Origin of the sequence: Corynebacterium pacaense, from assembly GCF_900169525.1 — a bacterium.
GTDB classification, from domain to species: domain Bacteria; phylum Actinomycetota; class Actinomycetes; order Mycobacteriales; family Mycobacteriaceae; genus Corynebacterium; species Corynebacterium pacaense.
In genome coordinates this window covers 1,408,953-1,433,781 of the sequence record NZ_LT821239.1, presented here as the reverse complement: position 1 = coordinate 1,433,781, position 24,829 = coordinate 1,408,953, and the positions used below count along the sequence as shown (strand labels likewise).

Annotated in this window: 24 protein-coding genes and 1 pseudogene; 5 read left to right on the top strand and 20 right to left on the bottom strand. The window is 64.0% G+C overall.

Annotated elements, in window-relative coordinates; genetic code table 11:
- Positions 1–175 precede the first annotated feature (175 nt).
- Complete coding sequence (locus B7E02_RS06765) at positions 176–1,282, top strand: glycerate kinase (RefSeq protein WP_080794192.1); 1,107 nt, start codon at positions 176–178, stop codon at positions 1,280–1,282.
- Here the strand turns inward: B7E02_RS06765 and B7E02_RS06760 are convergent.
- Positions 1,252–1,650 carry a hypothetical protein gene (locus B7E02_RS06760; protein WP_080794191.1) on the bottom strand — a complete coding sequence of 133 codons (399 nt, stop codon included), beginning with the start codon at positions 1,648–1,650 and terminating at the stop codon, positions 1,252–1,254. The genes B7E02_RS06765 and B7E02_RS06760 overlap by 31 nt on opposite strands.
- A 30-nt stretch (positions 1,651–1,680) precedes the next feature.
- Between B7E02_RS06760 and B7E02_RS06755 the strand changes: the two genes are divergently transcribed.
- Both B7E02_RS06755 and B7E02_RS06750 read left to right on the top strand, forming a co-directional pair.
- Entirely contained in the window at positions 1,681–3,018 is a 1,338-nt protein-coding gene (locus B7E02_RS06755) for a DUF4921 family protein (RefSeq protein ID WP_080794189.1), read from the top strand.
- An 11-nt stretch (positions 3,019–3,029) separates the two neighbouring features.
- Entirely contained in the window at positions 3,030–4,292 is a 1,263-nt protein-coding gene (locus tag B7E02_RS06750) for an amidohydrolase (RefSeq protein WP_080794188.1), read from the top strand.
- Here B7E02_RS06750 and B7E02_RS06745 read toward each other — a convergent pair.
- From B7E02_RS06745 to hisD, 17 genes and pseudogenes are all read right to left on the bottom strand, one after another.
- Positions 4,289–5,264, bottom strand: a pseudogene (locus B7E02_RS06745) (IS481 family transposase). The gene B7E02_RS06750 and the pseudogene B7E02_RS06745 sit on opposite strands and share 4 nt — an antisense overlap.
- 102 nt (positions 5,265–5,366) lie before the next feature.
- The gene (glgP, locus tag B7E02_RS06740; RefSeq protein WP_080794186.1) at positions 5,367–7,940 is read right to left on the bottom strand and encodes an alpha-glucan family phosphorylase; all 2,574 of its coding nucleotides are present in this window, start codon (positions 7,938–7,940) and stop codon (positions 5,367–5,369) included.
- A gap of 70 nt (positions 7,941–8,010) precedes the next feature.
- Complete coding sequence (locus B7E02_RS06735; RefSeq protein WP_080794497.1) at positions 8,011–8,913, bottom strand: VOC family protein; 903 nt, start codon at positions 8,911–8,913, stop codon at positions 8,011–8,013.
- 181 nt (positions 8,914–9,094) lie between these two features.
- The gene (pyk, locus tag B7E02_RS06730) at positions 9,095–10,519 is read right to left on the bottom strand and encodes a pyruvate kinase (protein WP_080794184.1); all 1,425 of its coding nucleotides are present in this window, start codon (positions 10,517–10,519) and stop codon (positions 9,095–9,097) included.
- A gap of 205 nt (positions 10,520–10,724) precedes the next feature.
- On the bottom strand, positions 10,725–11,660 hold the full coding sequence (gene lgt / locus B7E02_RS06725; protein ID WP_143336705.1) for a prolipoprotein diacylglyceryl transferase: 936 nt from the start codon (positions 11,658–11,660) through the stop codon (positions 10,725–10,727).
- A 99-nt stretch (positions 11,661–11,759) separates the two neighbouring features.
- Positions 11,760–12,542 (bottom strand): beta/alpha barrel domain-containing protein, encoded by a 783-nt coding sequence (locus B7E02_RS06720; RefSeq protein WP_245802183.1) that lies wholly within the window; start codon positions 12,540–12,542, stop codon positions 11,760–11,762.
- Between the two features lie 111 nt (positions 12,543–12,653).
- On the bottom strand, positions 12,654–13,304 hold the full coding sequence (locus B7E02_RS06715; protein WP_080794178.1) for a TIGR02234 family membrane protein: 651 nt from the start codon (positions 13,302–13,304) through the stop codon (positions 12,654–12,656).
- Between the two features lie 24 nt (positions 13,305–13,328).
- Complete coding sequence (gene hisI, locus B7E02_RS06710; RefSeq protein ID WP_080794176.1) at positions 13,329–13,688, bottom strand: phosphoribosyl-AMP cyclohydrolase; 360 nt, start codon at positions 13,686–13,688, stop codon at positions 13,329–13,331.
- Positions 13,685–14,461, bottom strand: a complete 777-nt coding sequence (gene hisF / locus B7E02_RS06705; RefSeq protein WP_080794174.1) for an imidazole glycerol phosphate synthase subunit HisF — start codon at positions 14,459–14,461, stop codon at positions 13,685–13,687. The genes hisI and hisF overlap by 4 nt, the downstream gene beginning before the upstream one ends.
- Before the next feature lie 38 nt (positions 14,462–14,499).
- Positions 14,500–15,288: an inositol monophosphatase family protein gene (locus tag B7E02_RS06700; RefSeq protein WP_080794172.1), complete on the bottom strand. Its 789-nt coding sequence runs from the start codon at positions 15,286–15,288 to the stop codon at positions 14,500–14,502.
- Between the two features lie 12 nt (positions 15,289–15,300).
- The gene (gene priA, locus B7E02_RS06695) at positions 15,301–16,041 is read right to left on the bottom strand and encodes a bifunctional 1-(5-phosphoribosyl)-5-((5-phosphoribosylamino)methylideneamino)imidazole-4-carboxamide isomerase/phosphoribosylanthranilate isomerase PriA (RefSeq protein ID WP_080794170.1); all 741 of its coding nucleotides are present in this window, start codon (positions 16,039–16,041) and stop codon (positions 15,301–15,303) included.
- Positions 16,042–16,067: 26 nt separating this feature from the next.
- Positions 16,068–16,703, bottom strand: coding sequence for an imidazole glycerol phosphate synthase subunit HisH (gene hisH, locus B7E02_RS06690; protein ID WP_080794166.1), 636 nt, complete (start codon positions 16,701–16,703; stop codon positions 16,068–16,070).
- A gap of 90 nt (positions 16,704–16,793) precedes the next feature.
- Positions 16,794–18,056 carry an MFS transporter gene (locus tag B7E02_RS06685; protein WP_080794164.1) on the bottom strand — a complete coding sequence of 421 codons (1,263 nt, stop codon included), beginning with the start codon at positions 18,054–18,056 and terminating at the stop codon, positions 16,794–16,796.
- A 49-nt stretch (positions 18,057–18,105) separates the two neighbouring features.
- On the bottom strand, positions 18,106–18,336 hold the full coding sequence (locus B7E02_RS06680; RefSeq protein WP_245802182.1) for a hypothetical protein: 231 nt from the start codon (positions 18,334–18,336) through the stop codon (positions 18,106–18,108).
- Between the two features lie 3 nt (positions 18,337–18,339).
- Positions 18,340–18,945, bottom strand: a complete 606-nt coding sequence (hisB, locus tag B7E02_RS06675; RefSeq protein WP_080794162.1) for an imidazoleglycerol-phosphate dehydratase HisB — start codon at positions 18,943–18,945, stop codon at positions 18,340–18,342.
- Positions 18,946–18,962: 17 nt separating this feature from the next.
- A complete protein-coding gene (locus tag B7E02_RS06670; protein ID WP_080794493.1) occupies positions 18,963–20,081 on the bottom strand; it encodes a histidinol-phosphate transaminase in 1,119 nt (372 codons plus the stop codon).
- Positions 20,082–20,086: 5 nt separating this feature from the next.
- Positions 20,087–21,415: a histidinol dehydrogenase gene (gene hisD / locus B7E02_RS06665; RefSeq protein WP_080794160.1), complete on the bottom strand. Its 1,329-nt coding sequence runs from the start codon at positions 21,413–21,415 to the stop codon at positions 20,087–20,089.
- 209 nt (positions 21,416–21,624) lie between these two features.
- Here hisD and B7E02_RS06660 point away from each other — a divergent pair, with 209 nt between their 5' ends.
- The gene (locus B7E02_RS06660; RefSeq protein WP_080794158.1) at positions 21,625–22,791 is read left to right on the top strand and encodes a YbjN domain-containing protein; all 1,167 of its coding nucleotides are present in this window, start codon (positions 21,625–21,627) and stop codon (positions 22,789–22,791) included.
- A 50-nt stretch (positions 22,792–22,841) separates the two neighbouring features.
- Here the strand turns inward: B7E02_RS06660 and B7E02_RS06655 are convergent, their stop codons facing one another.
- A complete protein-coding gene (locus tag B7E02_RS06655) occupies positions 22,842–23,465 on the bottom strand; it encodes a hypothetical protein (RefSeq protein ID WP_080794156.1) in 624 nt (207 codons plus the stop codon).
- A gap of 26 nt (positions 23,466–23,491) precedes the next feature.
- The gene (locus B7E02_RS06650) at positions 23,492–24,148 is read right to left on the bottom strand and encodes a hypothetical protein (RefSeq protein WP_245802181.1); all 657 of its coding nucleotides are present in this window, start codon (positions 24,146–24,148) and stop codon (positions 23,492–23,494) included.
- 126 nt (positions 24,149–24,274) lie between these two features.
- Between B7E02_RS06650 and B7E02_RS06645 the strand changes: the two genes are divergently transcribed.
- Positions 24,275–24,823 (top strand): TetR family transcriptional regulator, encoded by a 549-nt coding sequence (locus tag B7E02_RS06645; RefSeq protein WP_245802180.1) that lies wholly within the window; start codon positions 24,275–24,277, stop codon positions 24,821–24,823.
- Positions 24,824–24,829: the final 6 nt, after the last annotated feature.

Sequence of the window (24,829 nt, the reverse complement as noted above, 5' to 3'; positions counted from 1 at the left end):
CCACCCCCGGCACCACCGTGGATGCCCCTGAGCACCGCAAACTTCAACCACCTCCCCCGTTTTCCCATACCACCGCCACAACTGGTCTTAATACCGCGGCCCCGCGGCACCCCCGCGGCGTGGAATTTGGGAGACTTGGACGGTACGCCAGACCACCTGCGAAAGGCAGAGACCAATGAACCGCCGCCCCACCATTGTCATTGCACCCGATTCCTTCAAGGGCACGGCTACCGCCACCCAGGCCGCCGAGCTGCTGGCCGAGGGCGTGCGCGAGGTGCTTCCCGATGCCGATATCACGCTGGCGCCGATGGCGGACGGCGGAGAGGGCAGCTCCGAGATCTTTCATGGCCAGACCATAACCCTGCCCACCACCGACGCCGCCGGACGGCTCGTTGAAGCCAGCTACACCTTCGATGCCGCAAGCGGGACCGCCTACATCGATGTCGCCGCGGCCTCCGGACTCCCCGCGGTCGCGTCGCAGCCGGTTCCCACCACCGGCGACACCTATGGAACCGGGGTTCTCATAGCCGATGCGGTCAGCCGCGACGCGACCCGCGTCATGCTGGGACTGGGCGGTTCCGCAACCACGGACGGCGGCAGCGGCATTCTCACGGCACTGGGCGCAGTTCTGCGGGACAGGGCCGGATACGCGCTGCCCAAGGGTGGAGCCGATCTGATCAACCTGGACAATGTGGATATCGCCGAGCTCAACATCCGCGCGGCCGCGGTGGAGTGGATCCTGCTCACCGACGTCAGCTCCCCTGCCACCGGCCCCACCGGCTCCGCCGCGGTGTTCGGGCCGCAGAAGGGGGCGACTCCGGCGGAGGTGATGCGTCTCGACGCCTCCCTGGCGCACCTGTGCTCCGTCCTCGGGGTCGACGGTACGCTGCCGGGCATGGGCGCCGCCGGAGGCGTCGCCATCGGCATCACCTGGTTGTCCACCCTGATTCACGGCAGCGCCGAGCACATCCACATCCTGCCCGGCGCACCGCTGATTGCGCGCGCCACCGGCGTCGAGGAGCTGATACCCACCGCGGATCTGGTGATTACCGGTGAGGGACGCCTGGACTCACAGTCCTTCACCGGCAAGGTGGTGGGGACGCTGCACGCGCTGACCGCGGCCGCGGGCACACCGCTCGCGGTGGCCGCGGGCATCATTGAGGGGTCGCTTCCCGACGATCTGCTGGCGGTGGAGCTGGAGCCGGGGGTGGGCGTCGAAAAGCAACTGCGGTCAGCCGGACGCGAGATAGCTCAGCGGATGATCTCCACGCTCCAGGGATAGTTCGCGGGCACCTCGTAGAGCGTTTCCTGCTCGAGCAGGAACGCGTCCTTGGGCAGGTCGGCCGCCGGCGTGAGCAGGCGGGAGAAGATCATGGTCACCTGGTTGACGGACGTTCTGACCTCGGGCACATCCACGATGTACCGGTTGACGGAGGCATCCTCCATCCCCGCATCCTCATGCTCATCGCGGTAGGTCTGGCGCAACTGGTCCTCGACACCATCGGCCAACGACGGAACCGGATCGTGGATCACCGCGGCCGGGCCGATCAACCCCTTGTCGGTGAGCAGTCCGGCGACCCTGGTGAATCGGCCCGCCATATCGATGGATTCGGTGTCGGGAACAAGAACATCAAACTGAATCTTCGGCATGAGGACACCTTAGCCAATAGCGTGGACACTATGAACAGCCCTTTCCGCACCCGTCCCACCCCCATCAGGACAATGGCAGACGGCACAGTCAAGCAGGTCAACCCCTTCACCGGCACCGAAGTCTGGACCGTCCCCGGACGTGGCAACCGACCGTTGTCGCATCCCGCTCCCCACCCCCGCCCCCTCGAGGAAACCGACCACGAGACCTTCTGCGCCTTCTGCGCGGGAAACCTCCTGTCCACTCCGCCGGAGAAGTCACGCCTGGAACGCGCTGCCGACGGCTCCTGGGTCCAACTCGATTCACTCCTTCCAGCGCAGGTCACGGAATCGGTGCCGGAGTTCAGGCGAGTACCCAACCTCTTCGAGATCGTTTCCTACGACTACTGGCACCAGAACTTCGGCTTCGAGATGGATCCACGGACCGCGGAACGGATGCTGGCCTACCTGGAGGATCCCGCCGGACTCGACCACGTGCTGGCGATCGTGCGCACCCGGATGCGCGCCTCGGGTGAGGACCCCTCGACGCTGGGAACCGCGGAGTTGCTCGAGCATGCGCCCGGGTACTTCGCGGGCGGTCACGATGTGATCATCGCCCGCCGGCATTTCACCGACGACGCCGTCGACGACAGCCAACTGGCGTCCTCCGGCACGCTCACCCCCGAGGAGCACGCCGCCTTCATCAGGTTCACCGTGGATGGAATCCGCGATCTCTACAAACGCAACCGCTACGCACCCTACGTGGTGGCATTCCAGAACTGGCTGAAACCGGCCGGCGCCTCCTTCGACCATCTGCACAAGCAACTGGTGGCCATCGACGAGCGCGGCAACCAGTCGAACCTGGAGATCGCGAACCTGCGCCAGAACCCCAACATGTACAACGAATGGGCGGTCGACTATGCGGGGTACCAGAATCTGATCATCGCAGAGAATGACCATGCCGTGGCCTTCGCCGGATTCGGGCACCGCTACCCGACCCTGGAAATCTATTCCCGCTCCCCCGTGGCAGAACCGTGGCTGCAGAGCATCCCGGAGGTCACCGCGATGAGCGACCTCATACACGCCTGCCACGCCGCGGCGGGGGCGGACGTCGCCTGCAATGAGGAATGGCACCACAAACCCATCGACGTTGACATTCCCATGCCCTGGCGGGTCCTGATCAAGTGGCGGGTGTCCACCCTCGCGGGGTTCGAGGGGGGCACGAAGATCTACCTCAATACCCTGTCCCCGCAGAATATCCGTGACCGCGTGGTCAAACGGCTCTACCAACTGCGCGAGGCCGGAATGATCGCCGGGGGCATCAGGATTGCCACGGAATGCTCCGTGGAACGCAATAGCCTCAAGTACAATCCCCTGCTCAACAACAACTAGTATCGGAGGCCATGAGCCTTATCTCCGATATCCTCAATGACCACGGCGTCGATCTGTCCTGGCAGGAGGCCCTGTACCGGGATCTCCACGAACGCCCCGAATTGTCCGGATTCGAATCGGAGACCTCCCGCACGATCCAGCGTCAACTCGAAGGGTTCGATTGCGAGATCATCGCCCCTATCGGGGGTTTCGGAGTGGTCGGGATCTTCCGAAACGGTGCCGTGGAGGATCGACCCGTTGCCCTCATGCGCGCGGATTTCGACGGCCTCCCGGTCAGGGAGACAACAGGGGTCCCGTGGGCGTCCACCCGGATGCGCCAACTCGACGGCAACGCCGTCCCGGTGATGCACGCCTGCGGTCACGACATGCACACCACCGCCCTGCTCGGTGCATGCGCCCTGATGGATGCCCGCCGTGATGCCTGGGAGGGCACATTCATCGCACTCTTCCAACCCTCCGAGGAGAACGCGCTCGGGGCACTGGCGATGGTTTCCGATGGCCTGGTCGAGCGCGTACCCCGCCCCGATGTCTGCTTCGGCCAGCACGTCGTTCCCGGCCCCGCAGGCGCCGTCATGAGCATGCCGGGGCCCGCGCTGGCGGCATGCGATTCCATCACCATCACCATCAGGGGACGCAGCGCCCACGGGTCGATGCCGCACAACTCCATCGATCCCACCTACGCGGCGGCGATGATCGTGGTCCGTCTCCAGGGGATCGTCGGCCGTGAGGTCTCGCCGGAGGATTTCGCGGTGATCTCCGTGGGAACCCTGCAATCGGGCAACACCAACAACACCATCCCCGGGGAGGCGAAACTGGTGCTCAATTGCCGCTTCTACAATGACACCGTCAAGCGCAAGGTCTACCGCGCCATCGACAGGGTGGTTCGCGCCGAATGCGCGGCCTCCGGGATTGAGGAGGAGCCCGAAATCGCCTACTCAGGGCACGGGGAGCTCACCGACAATGATTCCGAGGTGTTTTCCAAGGTGCGGCACACTTTCAATGCCGTCTTCGGGAAGGACTCGATCACCGCATCGCGATGGACGGCATCCGAGGACTTCCCCTCGATCCCCCATGCGTTCAACGCCCCCTATCTCTTCTGGACCGTCGGGGTGACACCACGTCAGCAGTGGGAGGAGGCCGAAGCCGCTGACCGGGTGGCCCTGGATGTTCCGGGCAACCACATGGGCAACTTTCTCCCCGACTACCTCCCCACCGTCACCGCCTCGACCAGGGCCGCAGCGGCGGCGGTGCTGACCTACCTGGTCAGGACCTAGATGTACTGACCTCGACCGTTGTTGATTCGGTCGATGGGGGTCTTGCCTCCGATGCCGAGGTGGGCTCTGTCTAGATTGTAGTAGTCGAGCCAGGTCGTCAAGCCGGCAGTTCGGTCCTCGTTGGAGGTCCAGGGTCTCGCATAGGCCCACTCGGTCGCGATGGTGCGGTTTTAGTCTCTCGACTTTCCCGTTCGTCCAGGGGCAGTGGGGTTTGATGAACTTCTGCCCGATGCCGTGCGCGTTGATCACGTCCCGGAATGCGGTCGAGTGGCGGTAGGCGAACGCATTGTCACTGATCACCCGTTCGACCGTGACCCCGAAGGCTGCGTAGAACGCGATCGCGCGTTCGAGAACCCCGGCCGCTGTCGTGCCTTTCTCGTCGTCATGGATCTCCGCGTAGGCGAGACGGGAGTGGTCGTCGATGACGGTGTGGACGTAGTCGTAGCCAAGGCCGCGCTTGCGTTTCGGGCGTTCGCCACGGCCGTGCAGACGCCACCCGCCGCCATCAGGGATGCGGCCGAGTTTCTTCACATCGATGTGGATCAGTAAGCCTGGATGGTCGTGCTCGTAGCGTCGCGCGGATCGGCGGGTCGCGCGGATCACGGCCCCGGTGACTGGGTCCAGCTCCCGTAGCAGCGGGACGTGGTGGCGGCGCAGCACACGCCCCACCGTTGAGGCATGCAGGCCGAGCTTGCCCGCGATGAACACCGGACCGCGACGTGTGAGGTGACGCATGATCCGCACCCGCGTCTCCACACACACGCCCGTGCGATGCGGGTGCGAGCGGGCCACGCTCGAACGATCCTGCAAACCTGCCGGGCCGTGTTCCCGGAACCGGCGCCACCACCGCCACGCCGTCGTGCGCGAGATACCCATTTCCGCCGCGACATGCGCGACCGCACGACCCGACTGGATGCGCTGGACCATGATCAACCTGCCAGCCGGAGTCAGCCGGGCATTAAAGTGGGACACGAGAGACCTCCGTGGGATCGAGTTGAGAACCTAGACAGCTCCAACTCGACTACGGAGGTCTCTCCTACGTCAACAACGCTCCGGGTCAGTACACCTAGAGTCCTAGCCCTGGTAGTAGGTGACCAATCCGGTTTCAGCGGGATTGACCAGCATCTCATTAGAGGGAACGACTCGGGCGGTGTACCCGAAGCGCCCGGGCAAATCGGAGGAGATTCGTCCGGTGTAGGTGCCCTCACCATCATCGGTGAGATCATAGACCGTCGGGGCGGTGATCGTTCCGAAGTCATCGATGGGGCCGACCAGCGCCTGCACCCGAACCTCGCCGTCCGACAGCAATCCGAGCTCAACGCTGACGCTGACCTCGACCTCGGCGTCGGTGGCTGCACCTGCGACCTCATTCACCGGGGTGCCGTTGATCCGCAGATCGGAGAGGGCGATGTTCTGCCATCCCTGATGGATCCGCTCGAGCCAGGTGGCGTAAGCGGTCGCGGCCTGGCGATCCTCGATCAACGCGGCCTGATGCCTGGTGGGACGGTAGTAGCCGTCGGTGTAGTCGCGCACCATGCGGGTCGAGGTGACCAGCGGGGACAGGGTCGTCCATGAGGTGCGGACCAGATCGAGCCAGCGGTGCGGAATTCCCGTCGCGTCGCGGTCGTAGAACAGTGGCGCGATCTCGTTCTCCAGCAGGTCATAGAGTGCCTGGGCCTCAAGCTGATCCCGGAACTCGAAGTCCTGCGACTCGACGGTCGGGATCGTCCATCCCGTCTCGTCCTTGGGCATCTCATCCCACCAGCCGTCGGAGATCGACAGCGTCAGTCCACCGTTCATCACGGCCTTCATTCCCGAGGTACCGGAGGCCTCCTGGGGCCGGACGGGGTTGTTCAACCACACGTCGGTGCCCGAGATCAGGTAGCTGGCGAGATTGATGTCGTAGTCGGGCAGGAAGAGGAAACGGTCACGCACACCCGCCTGATCGGCGAAGTGGACGATCTCCTGCATCAGCTTCTTTCCACCCATGTCGTGGGGGTGGGCCTTGCCCGCGATGACGAACTGGACGGGGCGCTCGGGGTTGAGCAGGATCGAACGCAGACGCTCGGGGTTGCGCAGCATCAGGGTCAGTCGCTTGTAGGTGGACACGCGACGGGCGAAACCGATGGTCAGGATCTCCGGATCGAGAACGCGGCGGGTCCACGCCAGCTGGGCCTCGGTGTGTCCGCGGTGCGCCCAGGACTTGTGAGTGGCCTCCCTGGCGACCTCGACCAGATCCGCGCGAAGCTTGTTCCGTACCTCCCACAGTTTGGCGGGGGTCACGGCGTCGGGGCTGTCCCAGGAATCAACGACGGCCAGGTCGGCTCCGCCGGAGACCCGTTCGATCAGTTCCATCATCTCGGGCTTGACCCAGGTCGGCAGGTGCACGCCGTTGGTAACATGTCCGATGGGGACCTCACGCGGGTCGTATCCGGGATACAGGCTTGCGAACATCTCGCGGGACACCTCGCCATGGAGCTTCGCCACACCGTTCGCGTGCTGCGACGCCCGCAGGCCCATATGCGCCATGTTGAAGCGGTTCGGGTCGCTCTCGCGGCCGAGATCGATAGCATTGGCGATCGGAACCCCGGGGCACAGCTGCAGGTTCTCGGGAAGACCCTCGCCCAGGTAGCGGCGGACCAGTGACATATCGAAGCGGTCGATGCCGGCGGGGACCGGGGTGTGGGTGGTGAAGATGTTGGAGGCCCTGACCTGCTCCAGCGCCGAGGCGTAGTCCATTCCGGCGGCGATGCGTTCGCGGATGCGCTCCAGGGTCAGGAAGCCCGCGTGTCCCTCATTGAGATGTGCGACCGAGGGATTGGCCAGCCCACGGGCGTTGCAGAAAGCATTGACCGCGCGGACGCCACCGACACCGAGGACGAGCTCCTGCTTGATGCGGTGCTCGGCGTCGCCTCCGTAGAGACGGTCCGTGACCGTGCGCATATCCTCGGGGTTCTCCGGGATGTTGGTGTCGAGCAGGAGCAGCGGGATCCGCCCGACGTTGGCCACCCAGAGCGCGATGGTGATGTCGCGCCCCTCGGGGAACGCGACGGAAACGGTGACCTGCCTGCCGGAGGCGTCCCTGACCGCCTCGATGGGGAGGTCCTTGGGATTGTGATAGTAGTAGGACTCTTCCTGCCAACCATCGCCGGTCAGCGACTGGGTGAAGTAGCCGTGGGTGTAGAGCAGACCGACACCGATCAGCGGAACTCCGAGATCGGAGGCGGACTTCATGTGGTCGCCGGCAAGGACGCCGAGGCCACCCGAATAGATGGGCAGGGTCGGGTGGATACCGAATTCCATTGAGAAGTAGGCCACGATCGGATCATGGGCGCGCTCCGGATTGGAGGCGGTTTTCTGGTACCAGAGCTCATCGCTGAGGTACTCGCTGAGATTCTGGGACTCATCGTTGAGCCGCCCGAGGAACTCATCATCGGAGGCCAGCTCGCGCAGGCGTGATGCCGGGGTCTGGATGAGCGTCTGTTTGGGGTCCTCACCGAGGGAGTGCCAGAGTTCAGGTGAGATATCCCGGAACAGCTGTTTCGCCTCTTCGCGCCATGACCAGCGCAAGTTGTGTGCCAGTTGAACCAGGGGCTCTAACTGAGTGGGGATCTGATTACTGAACTGTACTGTGCCGACTGATTTCACGCTCCTCAATGTAGCCGGTGGCAAGTGCTCCTGCTACCTAAAGGTGGAAAAAGGTTTGCGGTCGGAAGGTTCAGCGCTCCAGGAGCTCCTCTGCGGATGTCTCCGGCAGCGAGATGCTCAGCTGGGTGCCCCAGGGATCGGCGGTGGTCACCGAGGTCCCGTTGTCTGCGAACTCCCAGCCCCTGAGCCTGTCAACCAGTGCGTCGAGGTCGCTGCGCAGCGGCACGGTCACTGCGACGTCGGCGAGGCCGAGAGTTGCCGCGCGGGGACCGGCACCACCGGAGTTCCATGTGTTCATCGCCACATGGTGGTGGTATCCACCGGCTGAAGCGAACAGCGCCCCGGGGAAGGCGTTGGTGAGATCGAAGCCGAGTCGGTCGACGTAGAACTCCCTGGCCTGCTCGACGCTGCCCACCTGGAGGTGGACATGGCCGATTGAGGCGGGCAGGACATCGGTGGATTCCAGCACAGACTCCTGCAGGTGCTGCGAGAGGTAGACGTTGGGATCCAGGTGGACGGTGGTCATATCGACATTGCCCTGGGGTCCGTAGACCCAGGACTCGCGTGGGCGGTCCACGTAGAGCTCGATGCCGTTGCCCTCCGGATCAGTGAAGTAGAAGGCCTCCGAAACCAGGTGGTCGGAGGAACCGGCAAAGGACGAGCGCGGATCCTGTGCCGTGCGGTATACGGTTGCCGCGAGGCTCTCCTGCGACTCGAAGAGGAAGGCCGTGTGGTAGAGCCCTGCCTGGTTCTGCCGAACCGGCGGCAGGTCGGGGGTTCCGATGAGTCGGAGAAGGGGCACGCCGTTTCGCCCCAGAACGCGGTGGACCTGCCTCCCGCGCGCCCTCTCCTCGATAGGCTCGAGGGAGAGGATTGAGGCGTAGTAGGTGCTCATATTCTCCAGATCACCGACGCGGAGGGTAACGGCATCCATGGTGGTGGAGGGATTGATCTTCGGGTTGTGAGTGTTCATGATGGCTTGTCCGTTCACAGGGGGATTTTTGTTGATACGTTATTCATGTTTAGTCCATTTTAATTGCCGTGTCAACTAATTTCTCAGGCAGCACCGCTGCCCCCGCGTCCCTACCCTCCCGCACCCACGAAAAATGGCACCGGCAGGTTAACCTGTCGGTGCCATTGCCCCTGAATCCCCACTACCTGGGTGCGCGGGTGTCCTCGCCGAGAAGATGGACGTGGATCATGTTGGTGTTGCCGGTGACTCCGGGGGGTGAACCGGCCACGACGACCATCATGTCGTCCCTGTTGTACTCATCCATTGCCAGCAGCGCACGGTCAACCTCACGCATCATCGCGTCGGTGTCGTCAACCTTTGGGCAGAGAAAGGTCTCGGCACCCCAGGTAAGCGCGAGCTGGGAGCGCACCGCTGGACTCGGGGTGAACACCAGCAGAGGCAGGTGTGAGTGCAGACGTGCCAGGCGCTTGGCGGTGTCACCGGAGGTGGTGAACGCCACCAGTGCCCGGGCGTTGAGCCGCTCGGCGATGTCACGGGCGGAGTAGGAGATCACGCCGCGCTTGGTGCGCGGAATGTGGGTCAGATCCGGCACGCGGCCATCGGTCTCCGCGAAACGCACAATGCGGGACATGGTCCGGACCACGTTGTGCGGGTCCTTGCCCACCGAGGTCTCACCGGAGAGCATCACGGCGTCAGCGCCATCGAGGACGGCGTTTGCCACGTCCGAGGCCTCGGCGCGCGTCGGGCGCGAATTCTCAATCATCGAATCAAGCATCTGGGTGGCCACGATGACCGGCTTGGCGTTTTCGCGTGCGATCTGGATCGCACGCTTCTGCACCAGCGGAACCTCCTCCAGTGGGACCTCCACACCGAGGTCGCCGCGGGCGACCATGATCGCGTCGAAGGCCAGCACGATGGACTCGAGCGCTGCAACCGCCTCCGGCTTCTCCAGCTTCGCGATCACCGGCAGGCGACGACCCTCCTCGTCCATGATCTGGTGGACCAGTTCCACATCGGCGGGGGAACGCACGAAGGACAGGGCGATGAAATCGACGCCCAGCTTGAGTGCGAACCGCAGATCGGCGATATCCTTCTCGGACAGGGCGGGCACCGAGATGTCCATCCCGGGCAGGGACACGCCCTTGTTGTTGGACACGGGGCCACCCTCGGTGACCTCGCAGATGACGTCATTTCCCTCGACGCCGACACAGACCAGACCAACCTTGCCATCGTCGACGAGGAGCCGGTCACCCGGCTTGGCGTCCTTGGCCAGATTCTTGTAGGTGGTGGAAACTCGATCGTGGGTTCCCTGGACATCATCGACGGTGATCCGTACGGTCTCGCCGGTTTCCCAGACGGTGGCTCCATCCTTGAATCGACCCAGTCGAATCTTGGGACCCTGGAGATCGGCCAGAATGCCGACAGCGTGACCGGTCTTGTCGGTGGCTTCACGGACCCATTTGTAGTTCTGCTCATGATCGGGGTGATCACCGTGGGAGAAATTCAGTCGGGCTACGTTCATCCCGTCTTCCACGAGGCGCAGGATTCCGTCCGCGCTGGCGACGGCAGGGCCGAGGGTGCATACAATCTTGGTTCTTCTTTCCACGGTGACCAGCTTAGCGCCTCGACACCGCCGGGGCTGCTGGTGTGACCATTAAACTTTGATGAACATGCACGCCCGCACCACTGTGACCCCCATCACGATCAATGACCGAACAGGCGTTGACGTGGATAAACCAGATGCGAACGGACGTCAGCAAAAGGAATCAGAAATGTCAAAAAACAAAAGCGATTCCAGTCACATATCCTCCCTAACGCTCTGTGGCGCCTCTCGGGGCGTCCGTTTCCGCCACGGCGTCGCCCCCCGCCGGCTCCCCGGAAGCCAGCCGATCATGGTGGGCCGGGTCCACCTCGGAGGGTGTCTCCCGCCCCTTCTTCAGAAGGAGGAACACAATCACGGCTGCGGCGAAGACGACCGCGGACACCAGGGTGTTGATCCGCAATCCGAAGACCATCGTCGCCTCATCCACACGCATCTGCTCAATCCAGAACCGTCCGAGGGTGTACCCGGCGACATAGAGGGCGAAGACCCTTCCATGGCCCATCCTGTACCGCCGATCAACCCAGATCAGCAGCGCGAAGACAAGCAGATTCCACAAAATTTCATAGAGGAAGGTCGGGTGGACGGTGGCCATGACCTCGCCTGTGGAGACTCCGGTGACAGGTGCCAGCCGGCCGGCGTCGTCGACGCGGTAGTAGATCTCCAGGGCCCAGGGCACATTGGTCTCGGCTCCATAGAGCTCCTGGTTGAACCAGTTTCCCAACCGCCCGATGGCCTGGGCGAGGATGATCGCGGGTGCAACAGCGTCAGCGAAGGGCGCCAGCGGGAGCTTCTTCACCCGGAACAGAATCGCAACGGCCAGACCTCCCAGAATGACCGCCCCCCAGATTCCCAGGCCACCGTTGGTGATCTTCAGCGCATCCACCGGATTACACCCGGAACAGAAGTACTTCTGGTTGTCGGTGATGACGTGATAGAGACGCCCACCGATGATTCCGGCGGGCACGGCGACGATCGCCGCGTCCAGAACGACTTCCGGGTTGCCTCCCCTGGCCGCATAGCGCCTGCGGGTCAGCCACACCGCGACGATGATTCCGGCGATGATGCACAGGGCATAAGCTCTGATCGGGATCGGCCCCAGATACCACACTCCCTGGGGAGGCGACGGGATTGCTGCAAGTGTCAAGATGTCCACGAGTTGTTCAAGGCCTCCCGAAAACGAAAACAGTAATGGGAACAAATGTAACAAGCTTTGACCCCAACCCCTACCCGAGGGGAGGCGGACTCACCTCGATGGGCACGCCGGGTGCGATCCGGCGGTCGCCAGGGTCCGTGTGGTGGCGACATCGGTGTGCGGAAGATAGACGGCATCAGCGCCGTGTCCTGCGAAACGCATCAGTTCCTTCGCCGTGAAGCATCCCCCCATCGCCACCCGGAGCACCTCCCGGGGCAGCTGCCTGCAGATTCCCCCGAAGGCTTCGGGAAGGGTCATCTCACCCCGGTAGCCGGTGACGTCGATGGCCAGCACCGATGCCCCCGCATCGACGGCACGTCTGGCCTCCTGGGGATTGTGTACCTCCACCAGGGCCGTCATCCCCAATGATTCAATTCGGTCCAGAAGTGATTCCAGTTTCGCCTGATCCATCGCCCACACCGCCAGTACCAGGGCGTCCGCACCGAGTACCCGTGCCTCATGAATCTGGTAGGGATCGATGATGAGATCATGCAGGAGCAGCGGAAGCCCGCAGACCTCCCTTATGTACTTCAGATCCCGGACACCATCGGCGAAATGTGCACGGCGGATGGTGTAGCTGAGCAGCAGCGCACCGGAATCCTCCACCTGGGATGCGAAATCGCCCGGATCATTGTGGTCGCGCCAGTCCGAGGCGAAGCGGTCGAAGGCGGTGATAACCCCGCAACCCGAGGCGAGGAGCATCGAACGGACATCACTCGGGGATTCCAGATGCGGCGAACGGGAGGCCGATTTGACCTCCTGGAAGGTCACCAGGGCTTCCCTGCCCGCCACCTCCGCGGCCACATCCGCCAGGAGGCGATTCTCAACCGTCACCACACCAGACCTCCTTCCCTGCCCAATACCCTGATTAGAATATCCCGAGGGGTGGGATTGGAAGAAATCTGGCGGACCGCTGTTCAATTCCGGTGAGCTAGCTCCGGCAGGCTAACCCCGGCGAGCCGGACCCCCGCCGCCCTCGGTCGGATCAATGTCCTCGTCGAGAGCATCCCACAGTACGCGTCCGGACTCGGGGGCCTCCTCGAGATCGACCCTGATCCTCTCGGCCCTGGCCGCCTTGCGTTCATACTGATTGCTGCGCGGGGTGTTGATACCCGGGCGCATGGCCAGCAGCACCCCACCGAAAAGCGCGAGGGCGCACCCGATCAGGGCGACCACCGCCGAAAGCGGATGGGTATCCATGGCGGTGATCTCGGCCCATTCGGAGAGCATCGTCGGGTCACTGGCGCGTTGGCTAGCGATTCCCGAGGCCAGCAGCTGATGCGCCCGGTCCGCGTCGGGTTCGGCGGTGAGCAGGGCGAGCGGGGCGAGGCTGGCACCCACTGCAACGATCGCGGAGACCACCCCGATGATCCGGCGTCCGAATCGACGCAGGACCAGTCCCGCCACCGCGGCCGCGGCAAGTACCAGCGCCAGCGCCATGATCTCGGTTGACCAGGTGGCACCGACGATGGATTGCGTGGTCTCCCCCGACTTGTCATCGTAGGCCGTGACGGTGATCCACGGCATCCGGGAGCTGATCCATACCACGAGGGCTCCAGCACCGATCAGTAGAGCTGACAGCACGTGTGGCTTCATAGAGGGTATCCTTACCTGTCCCCTTCAGAGGAGAACGTCATTGTCGAAGCAGGTCCTGGCGCCGGTGTGGCACGCACCACCCGTCTGATTGACCGTCAGCAGGACGGTGTCCCCGTCACAATCGAGCGCGACTCCGGTCACCTCCTGCACGTTGCCGGAGGTCAGGCCCTTGATCCAGTACTCTTTCCGGGAACGCGAATAGTAGGTCCCACGGCGCGTGGCCAAAGTGTACGCGAGTGCATGGACATCCATCCACGCCATCATCAGCACCTCCCCGGTCCCCGCGGCCTGGGTGACCACGGGGATCAGGCCGGCGTCGTTAAGCTTGAGGCGTGTGGCGATGGCCGGGTCGAGCTCGTATCCCGCCGGGTTTTCGGTGCTCATAGCCGCACCTCGAATCCTGCCTGCGCGATGGCGGTCTTGACATCCCTGATGCTGACCTCGCGGAAGTGGAAGATCGTGGCCGCCAGGACGGCATTGGCCCCGGCGCGGATGGCGGGTGGGAAGTCCTCCACCTTTCCGGCACCACCGGAGGCAATGATGGGGATGCTGACCGCGGCCCTGACCTTTTCCAAAAGCTCGAGATCGAATCCCTCCTTGGTGCCGTCGCCGTCCATGGAGTTGAGCAGGATCTCCCCGACCCCGAGCTCCTGTCCGCGGCGGGCCCATTCAACGGCATCCAGGCCCGCGGACACCGAGCCGCCGTGCGTGGTCACCTCAAAACCAGAGGGTTGTGCGGTGCCCCCGGCAGGGACACGCCGGGCGTCGACGGACAGGACGATGCACTGGGCACCGAAACGCCTGGACAACTCCGACAGCAGTTCGGGACGCGCAATCGCGGAGGTGTTCACGCTGACCTTGTCCGCACCGGCGCGCAGGAGCTGATCCACATCCTCCTCGCTGCGGATACCGCCGCCGACGGTGAGCGGGATGAACACCTGGTCCGCGGTCCGCCGCACCACCTCGAGCATGGTCCCACGGCCGTCCCTGGAGGCTGTGACATCGAGGAAGGTCAGTTCGTCCGCCCCTTCAGAGTCATAGCGTTTGGCCAGTTCAACCGGGTCGCCCGCATCCCTGAGGTTCTCAAAGTTCACCCCCTTGACCACCCTGCCGTTGTCCACATCCAGGCAGGGGATCACGCGTACTGCAACGCCCATGTCACTGCTCTCCTTCTTCAACCTTGAAACCACATGATTCAGTCATGCTCCATGCGAACCTTTTCAATCGTACTCAACAGGATCTCATGGGCCTTCTCCGTTCCGGCCACCACGCCGCTGCCCGGCTTCCACTGATCTCCGGCGGTGTCCGTGACCACACCCCCCGCGGCGCGCACCAGCATGACTCCGGCCGAGTTGTCCCAGATATGCGGACTAAATGATACGCAGGCGCCGAAGATTCCCTGGGCGGTGAAAGCGAGATCGACACCGACCGAACCCGTGATCCTGGGACGCAGGTAGGAATCGGTGAGTTCGGAGAGGAGATCCCTGCGCAGCTGTGAGGGGAACTCTGCGTTGCGCGGGGTCGCCATGGAACTGAAACCGACGTGTGCCACCAGATGGGACTTCTCCCGGAGCGGGGGCTGCGGCTGGCCGTTGACCAGCAGGGGTGAACCCTCGAACGCAGTCAGCCGTTTTCCCAGCAGGGGCATCGAGGTCAGTCCCACGACCGGGGTGTCATCCACCACGAGCGAGACAAGGATGGCGCACATGGGATTTCGGGCCGCAAAATTGGCGGTTCCGTCGATGGGATCGATGACCCAGCGTGTACCCGAGGTGGCCCCACCTGATTCCTCGCCGATGACCGGGATGCCCGTCATGACCCCCAGCATGGACCTGATGTGGGATTCGATGGCGAAATCAACGTCGGTCGCGAAATCGCTCGGAGACTTCATCTGGGACGGCGCCGCGCCGAACCCCTCCAGGAACAGGGTCTCCGCGTCATCGACGACGGCCTCGGCGACGGCAAGCAGCTCACGCGCTTCCATGTCTCAAACGACCTAACCAAGCTTTTCGACGGCCGCGAGCGCCTCGGTCAACGTGAAGCGGTGCTCATAAAGGGCCTTACCGATGATCGCCGAATCGATTCCCTCATCCCGGTAGCGGGCAAGCTGGAGCACATCCTCGAGAACCGAGATGCCGCCGGAGGCGACGATGGGGGCGTCGGTGGCTGCGGCGACATCGCGGAGCAGCTCGACGTTGGGGCCGCTCAGCGTGCCGTCCCTGGAGACGTCGGTGACCACGAAGCGGCTGCAGCCCTGGGAATCCAGGCGTTCGAGAACCTCCCAGAGATCGCCTCCATCGGATACCCACCCGTTGCCGCGGGTGCGCCACTCACCATCAATGAGCCTGACGGCGATGTCCACGGCGACCTTATCGCCGTATCGCTTGAGCACCGAACCGATCCATTCCGGTTTCTCCAGGGCCGCGGTACCGATATTGACCCGCTGGGCGCCGGTGGCGAGTGCGCGTTCCAGCGACTCATCATCTCGGATCCCGCCGGTCAGCTCCACCTTGATGTCGAGGGTGCCCACGATCTCGGCCATCATCTCATGATTCGACCCGCGGTTGAATGCCGCATCCAGATCGACAAAGTGCAGCCACTGCGCACCCTGTTCCTGCCAGTTGAGGGCGGATTCCAGCGGCGAGCCATAGGATTTCTCCGTTCCCGCCTCCCCCTGATCCAGGCGCACCGCCCGGCCATCAACCACATCGACTGCGGGAAGAATGGTAAATGTCATGTAGTTGATCCTATCTTTCAGATGTCCTAAAGAGTATCAATCCAGTTGCGCAACAATTGCGCCCCCGCATCACCCGACTTCTCGGGGTGGAACTGGGTGGCCCACAGCGCACCGTTTTCCACCGCGGCGACGAAGCGGTCACCTTCATGCTGCGCCCAGCTGACAAGCGGTGGCGCGGTCAGATGATCGGTGCGCAGAGTCCAGTCCCGCACCCCGTAGGAGTGCACAAAATAGTAGCGCTCATTCTCACTCATGCCGGCGAACAGCTGGGAGGATTCCGGTGCCTCAACCGTGTTCCAGCCCATGTGGGGCAGGATTTCGGCGTGCAGCCGCTCCACCCGGCCCGGCCATTCACCGCATCCTCTGGCCCTGATGCCGTGTTCAACGCCCTCCTCGAAGAGGATCTGCATGCCGACGCAGATGCCCAGAACCGGTCGGCCACCGGCGAGTCGCTGGCCGATGATCCGATGACCGTAGACCCGGTTGAGACCCTGCATGCAGGCGGCGAAGGCACCCACGCCCGGCACCAGCAGGCCATCGGCGTTGACGCAGATCTGGGGGTCGGAGGTTACCGTGACGGTTGCGCCCGCGCGCTCCAGCGCGCGTAGGGCCGATCGAAGATTTCCCGATCCGTAGTCGAGCAGTGCGACGGTTGTGGTCATGCCATCAGTCTAGGACAAGCACCAGCCCGTGCCATCACCGCGACCATGTTTCCGATGGCGCCGCACGACACCACGCGATTCCCCCGGGCCCTACCCGCGCCGCTCCGGGCGGCCGGACAGCGGAAGCTGCCTCAACCTGGCGCGGGTGTTGTTGTATTCGGTGATGCGGTACCGGCCCACGATCCGGTCCGCCGTCGTCATCAGCAGACCGAGGGCGATCACCAGGGCACCGGCCGCGAAAGCACCGCCGTAGGCCAGCTGCGCCGCCACCACGCCTAGGATGAAACTGCCGAGCCCGGTACCGGCGTCGAAGGCGACATTCCAGATCGCCGACGCCTCCGACACCCGCGAACGGGGGAGGCGAAAGAACATCGACAGTAGTGCCTCGTTCTGCACCATGCCGAATCCCCCTCCGAAAAGCACTGCTCCGACCACCAGCAGCCAGCCGGACCATTCTCCGAGGATGGTCGCGGCGATCAGCGCGACACCCGCGAAACCGGTGACCTGCGCCGGAATCATCGTCGCCCCCGGCGTGCCGCGGCGATCGGCGACCACGCCGGAGAGGTAGCGGAAAACCATGGCGGATCCTCCGGTGATGGACAAGATGATGCCACCGAGGGTCGCCCCGAGCACGGGATCGAGTTCGAGCACCGCTGCGGGCAGGAAGGAGGACACCGCGCCGAAGCTCATGGACAGTGAGGTCACCGCCAGTGCGGGCACGGTGACCAGCTTCCAGGTCGACGCCGTAGGCTGGTCGTCCTCCCCTGGGTTCCCCTGCGTGCTCACCCGGGACCGCGGGGCCGCCCTGAGAGCGGGGATGCGCAGGCACATCACCGCCGCCAGAAGCGCGATCGCGGCTCCGAGCAGGTAAACCGTTCCGAAGCCGAAGGCCTGTGCCAGCACCAGCCCCAGCGGCAGAAAGATCATCTGCGCCAATCCGACGAAGACCCCGAGCATGCCCGAGGCCTTTCCCAGGAAGCGGACCGGCACGAGTTCGGCGACCAGTGCGGATTCCGCAACCGTCAGCGCACCGAAACCGATGCCCCGTAGTGCGGAGACAAGCAGGACGGGCAGCGGGTCGGTACCGAAGAGATACCCAACGGCCGGGACACCGAGGATGAAGGCGGCGAAGACCATCACCGGGTTGTAACCGAAGTGGCGCAGTGCCCGGGGGGTGAAAATCTGGGTGACCACGGTTGCGGCCATGAAGATTCCCGTGGTCGCGCCCGCCAGGCTGGCCGAACCACCACCGTCGAGGACGGCCAGCGGGACCACGGGAAGCAGCAGAGACCAGCTGCCGAATGCAGCGGCGACCGCCACGAGGGTTTCAATGAACCCCGGGCTCTTCCACATGCCGGGCAGCTTTTCAATCTCAGCTCTGGAGAGAGCCCTGGTTGCCAACTTAAGCCATGTCTCCCATCATCCACAGCACGCCGCCAGCGGCCGCCACCACGGCGACGGCCCCCGCGAGGACGGTCAGTGGAACGTTCTTACTCTTATAGGCCGACCATGCGCCGCCGACGAACAATCCCGCGATGAGAAACAGCGCATAGATCATCCAGGTTCCGGCACCGGCGGGGTTCTGCTCAACCATGGCGACAATGGAGGTGGTCCCACCGGGAAGATTCCCCACCGCTTACAGAGCTCCCTTAGTGGACGGGATTCCCGCCTGCCTGGGGTCGATCTCGACCGCGCCACGGAGGGCGCGGGCCACCGCCTTGTACTCGGCTTCCGTGATGTGATGTGGGTCGCGCCCGTAGTGGCAGATCACATGGAGAGTGATTCTGGAATTCAGCGCGAGGGTCTCGAAGAAGTGCTCATTGATCACGGTGGCGTAGTGCCCCCCGATCACGGAGGTGACCATGTGATCGGGCTCGCCACTGATCACGAAGTAGGGGCGGCCGGAGATGTCGACGACACCCTCGCACAGCGTCTCATCCATGGGCAGCTGGCAGGAACCGAAGCGCCGGATGCCGCGCTTGTCCCCGATGGCCTCCAGCAGCGCCCGGCCGAGGACGATGGCGGTGTCCTCGACCGTGTGGTGGGCATCGATCTCGGTGTCCCCCTTGGCCCGGATGCTCAGATCGAAGCTGCCGTGGACGCCGAAGGCGGTGAGCATGTGGTCGAAGAAGGGAAGTCCGGTGTCTATGTCCACTTGTCCGGAGCCGTCGAGGTTGATCTCAACGGAAATGTCGGACTCACTGGTTGTCCGGGACGCTCGCCCGATGCGGGGGGTGGTCATTGAGAATTCTCCCTAGGTCAGAGGTTGAGGTTGATGATCGATTCCGCGGCCTCGAGGAAGGCGTCGTTTTCCGCGGGAAGGCCGATGGTCACGCGCAGGTGCCCCGCGACCCCCACGTCGCGGATGAGCACCCCGCGATCCAGAAAGGCCTGCCAGGCCGCATGCTGGTCGGTGAAGGAGCCGAAGAACACGAAATTGGACTCACTGGGGACAACGGCGAAACCCAGTGACACGAGCTTGTCGACGACCCGGTCCCGCTCCCTTGCCAGGGCCGCCACGGTGTCGAGGGTGTCCGCGCTGTGGCGCAGCGCCACGACCGCCGCGGCCTGACTCAACGCCGACAGGTGGTACGGGAGGCGGACGAGCATGACGGCCTCGACGAAGGCCGGCGCGGCGACGAAGTAGCCCAGCCGGCCACCGGCGAAATCAAAGGCCTTTGACATGGTCCGGGACACCACGAGCTTGCTCGGGTACCTCGAAATCAGGGTGGTGGCCGATGGCGATGGCGAGAACTCGGCATAGGCCTCATCGACGATGACGATCCCGGGAGCGGCGGCGATGATGGCCTCAATCTCCTCTAGCTCCGTCACATCCCCGGTGGGGTTGTTGGGCGAGGTGATGAAAATGATGTCCGGGCGGTGTTCCCGGATGGCTCCGAGCGCGACGTCTGGGTCGATGCGGAAATCGGCACCGCGCGGCACTGCGATGAACTCCGTCTGCGTCGCCTTGGCCAGGATGGGGTGCATGGAATAGCTGGGTTGGAACCCCATGACACTGCGTCCGGGGCCGCCGAAGGCCTGAAGCAGCTGCTGGAGAACCTCATTGGAGCCGTTGGCCGCCCAGAGGTTATCCCTGGTGACCGCGACACCTGTCTGCCCGCTGATGTACTCGGCCAGGGCCTCACGGAGCTCAATGGAGTCGCGTTCGGGATAGCGGTTGAGTTCGGTGGCGATCTTATCCACCGTAGCCACGAGATCCGTGATCAATGCCTCGGAGGGTGGGTAGGGGTTTTCATTGGTGTTCAGGCGCACGGCGACGTCCAGCTGGGGGGCGCCATAGGCGGTTTCGCCACGCAGTTCCTCGCGGAGGGGAAGCTGTGCGAGCGTCGTCTCGGATGCGAGCGGAGCGTCATTCATGGACATCAGGCCTCATCAGTGGTCGGAAGGGATTCGAAGCGGGCGCGGATGGCCTCGCCGTGGGCTGGCAGATCCTCGGCGTCAGCGAAGTTGATCACCACGTCGGAAACATCCTTGAGGGCGGCTTCATCGTATTCGATCAGGTTGACCGGACGCAGGAAGGTGTGGGTGGACAGGCCGGCGGAGAACCGCGCGGTACCCGAGGTCGGCAGCACGTGGTTCGAACCCGCCGAATAGTCACCCAGCGGCACGGGTGAGAAATCGCCGACGAAAATGGCTCCGGCATTGCGGATCCGCTCGGCGACCCCGCGCGGGTTGGCCGTGTGGATCTCCAGGTGTTCGGCGGCGTACTGGTCGGCGACGGTGATCGCGGTATCCAGGTCGTCGACAAGCACGATGCCGCTCTGCCGGCCGCGCAGCGCCTCGGCGACCCGTCCGGAGTTGCGGGTGATGGAGTACCTGGCCTCGATCTCCCGGTCAACCTGCTCCGCCAGCAGTGGCGAATCGGTGATCAGGACGGAGGCCGCCATGACATCGTGCTCGGCCTGGCTGATCAGATCGTAGGCGACCCTGACCGGATCGGCGGTCGCATCGGCCAGAACGGCGATCTCCGTCGGGCCGGCCTCCGCGTCCGTGCCCACGACCCCGCGGACCAGCCGCTTCGCCGCGGTGACGTAAATGTTGCCGGGACCCGTGATCATGTCGACGGGTTCCAGTCCCTGCTGGTCATCGCCATAGGCCAGCAGCGCCACGGCCTGTCCACCACCGACTGCCCAGACCTCATCGACACCGAGAATCGAGCAGGCGGCGAGAATCGTCGGGTGCGGCCACCCTCCGTGATCGGCCTGCGGCGGTGAGGCGACCACGAGCGAGCCCACCCCCGCCTCCTGGGCGGGGACGGTGTTCATGATCACACTCGAGGGGTAGACGGCATTGCCACCGGGTACATAAAGCCCCACCCTGCCAACCGGCAGGAAACGCTCGGTGACCGTCCCGCCCGGCACGAGCTCGGTGGTGTGCTCCACAGGCTTCTGTTCCGCGTGCACGCGGCGCACCCGCCGGATGGATTCCTCGATGGCCTCCCGAACCCGGGGCTCGAGTGCCTCCTCCGCGGCCCCGATCACCTCGGCCGGGACCCGTACCGACGCGGGCCGGACGTGATCGAATTTCTCGCCGAAGTCCAGTGCGGCCCGTGCACCGTGGGCCCTCACCTCCTCCACGAGGGGTGCCACCTGGGGCAGCACGGACAGCACATCCGTGCCGCCACGTGGCAGTGCCCGTCGGATATCACCCGTGGATGGGGTCTGACCGCGAAGATCGGTGACGTTGAGCATGGCGAGGAATTCTCCCTGAAAGTTGAGGGCTTCTGCAATCGATGGCACCGGTGGATTCCGCCTCGGCGCCCCGCAACTCAACATTGTATTCCCCTCCGGCGCTTCAACCGGATTCAGGCCACGGCGGACGCGGTTTACCCCTAGACTCATATTCCAGGATCCGGAGTTTCTTCACCACCTAACTAGAATCGGACGGAGGATGGGTGCGCATGGCGGAGCATAATTTCAGGACCCCGGACACCCTCCTGCCCCGCCCCCTTGATCTGGACAGGGTCGAGGATGCGGTTGATGAACTGGGCTTTCAGAGCCTGACCACGAGGGACCGGCTGCTTGTTCCCCATACCGATTACCGTGTCTTCATCTACTTCGCCGGGGAGACCGGACTCGCGCTCAACGTGGAGGCCCGGATGCGCCGGAGTCTCGATCTCTCGGAGATCAACCTGGTATCGGTGGTGCTCAACGACTGGAATGCCGAACGCATCGGGCCGAAGGGCCTGGTCCACCTCGATGACGCGGGGGATGTGGAGATCCGTTTCCGGACATCCGTCAATGTCGATGAGGGCCTGTCCACCGAGCAGCTGCTCCATTTCATCCAGCTCGCCGCGGACACCATTGACATGGCCGTGCAGGATACGCTCTCGAGCTTTCCCGAGTTGGCTGTTGCGGGCCCGAACAGCGGTGTCCTCTCCGCGGAGCAGGATGAATCCGATCTGGGCGAGCGGATCGCGGGAATGATAATCGCCCCACCGTTGACCGACAGCGAAAATGAAAGCGGCACCATGAGCACGGATCCACCGGATGGGGAATCGGACGACGAGGATTTTGATGCTGTCTGGGAAGACGGTGACGATTCCTGGGGGTCCGCCGATGATTCAGCTGATCCCCACTCCCCCGGCCAGGCGATCCATCCCTCCCTCTGGCCTGATTCTCCGGAGTATCCGACTGAGGTGACACTGAATCGAATCCGCTCCCACCTCGGCGACATCGGGGTTGTCAACACAAGCGGCGAGGAGGATTTCATCGTCGCCTGGATCAACGAGGTCTTCGTGGGCTTCTTCGTGGACAACGGTCCCACGTTCCTGGTCAAGGGCCACTGGGACCCCGGAATGGATCCGACACGTGATTTTGTGAAGCTGTTCATGGTGTGCAACCGGTGGAACGAGCAGTCGCTGTACACCAAGGCCTTCTGCCACAGGGACGAACAGGGCCTCCAGGTCAGGGTCGAGTTTTCCATCCCGGTGGCCCAGGGGCTCACCGATGATCAGCTCAGACACAATATCGCCCTGTCGATACACCACATTCTCAAGGCGATCGATTCCCTGAGCACCGAGGCCACCGGAACCTCCGTGGTGGATTGGCCGGAACAGGGTGATTGACGCGCTCCGGCGGCGCACTCCCACGGTCCGGCACCGCGGAGCGTGGTCAGCTATTTACCGCTATCTCCATCAGCGACGGGCTCGGCGGATGGAGTGACAAAGGCCGCGCACCAGTAGGTGCACACGGCGAGAAAGGGGGCCGCCGCCAGCCCCACACCGGGTGACATCGGGGGCACCACCGTGAAGGTCTCCCCCACCATCCGGGAGAAATCCGCAGGTGTGCGGTGGAGCAGCCCCGCGGACATGTCACCGAATAGCAGGAAGACGAGGGAGCCGAGAAACGCCACCACGGTCACCCAGAGCAGCATGAGCGGGCCGCGGGTGGACACCGAACGGATGAAAACAACCAGTGCCATGGCACAGCCGAGAAGCCCGGTGAACACCACGAACCAGATGAAGCTGGTGAACTCCACATTGGGTGCGGCCTCCACGGAGGCGGATTCGCCATCCCGGACCGCGACGGTGTAGGTGGGCCGAAAAAGCCCCCAGATCACACCGGCGACGGAATAGACGCTGAGGGAGACCGCCAGGATTCCGGCGCCGGTTCCGACCTTCCGGGAGGGCCGGGGGAATCTGTGCCCCTGCGCCCGCGCCCCGGCGCCCGCGACATCAGCGGTTTCGGGGATGTACCCGGCGTAAGGGTCCAGACTTCCGGGTACCTGGGATGAACTCATGCTGCTAGAGCCTACCCCGGCCGGGTTTAGTTGCAGAACTTCCAGCGGCCGTCCTCATGCAGGAAGCGCTGGACACCGGTGTCGGTGGTGCCGGAGGCGGAGGCGGTGACCAGAGCCGAAGCGGAATCGCCCTCAACCTGGATCTCCGAGATGGAATCGATCGTTCCGGAATCGGCACCGATGGCGCTGAGCGGGATGTCCGGGATCTCATTGAAGTCGGCCTGGCCGACACCCTGGTCCGCCAGCACCCGGGAGCAGGTGTTGTTCGGGATGTATGTCATGAAGGAGCGCAGCGAGGTCTCATTGAGCTGTCCGCGAACCAGCCCCTCGATCTCAGCGGCCTGCTCCGGGGTGGCCGGCTGTCCTGCCTCAACGGGCGTGAGGTTGGCGAAGGTGATCTCCGGGTTGGCTGCGGCGGCCGCAACGGCCGACGATGCGGCCTCAGCCTCTTCCGGGGAGGGCTCATGCACGGTCGTCTCACCCTCGGTCGGCGTCGCGGAGCCGGATTCGGTCGCCTGCTTCGAGGAAGAGGCGCCGGACGATGCCGCCGTGGTGGAGGAGGAGGTCGAATTTGCGTTGGTGTCCTCGGAATCACTGTCGCCGCTGCCACAGGCTGCGAGCACCAACGGAGTCACCAGCGCGGAGGCGATGGCCAGCTTCTTGGCGGAAAGACGAAAAGACACGTTATTTACTCCTGGAGGTTTTCCTCGACTGCTCCCGGCGGCGGATTCCGCACGAGAATCTCCGAACACATTAGCAGCTTTTCTCCTTTTTACTGCCTTTCAACGGCTGTCATTATGCTGGCAATCGTGCAACTCAACCGCGATGCGATCATCACCTCCGCCCTCGATATTCTGGACACCTACGGCATCGCCGATATGACGATGCGTCGCGTGGCCAAGCAGCTCGAGGTGGCCCCGGGGGCACTCTACTGGCATTTCCGGAACAAGCAGGAGTTGATCGACGCCACGGCCCGCCGGATCCTTCAGCCCCTGTTCGGGGAGTCCGTCATCCGGTCGGCCCCGGAGACGTGCCGGCACCTGCGGACGCTGATGATCGAGCACCGTGACGGCGCCGAACTCGTCAGCGCCGCTCTCTCCGATGAGGCCCTCCACGCACAGTTGCAGGATGCGGTGGCGGCGTCGATAAGCGGTGCTGATGGGGAGAGGCGTGAGATCGGCGCGTTCACGCTGCTCCACTTCGTCATCGGTGCGGTCCTCGCGGAACAGACCCGAACCCGGCTCGACGAGGTCTCTGAGACCGCCGCTCCGGAGGTCCGCGCGGCGTTCGAGGATCGTTTCGATAACGGGGTGAATATCATCATTTCAGGCCTTAACACCACAGGAACGTTAGAATGACTTCTC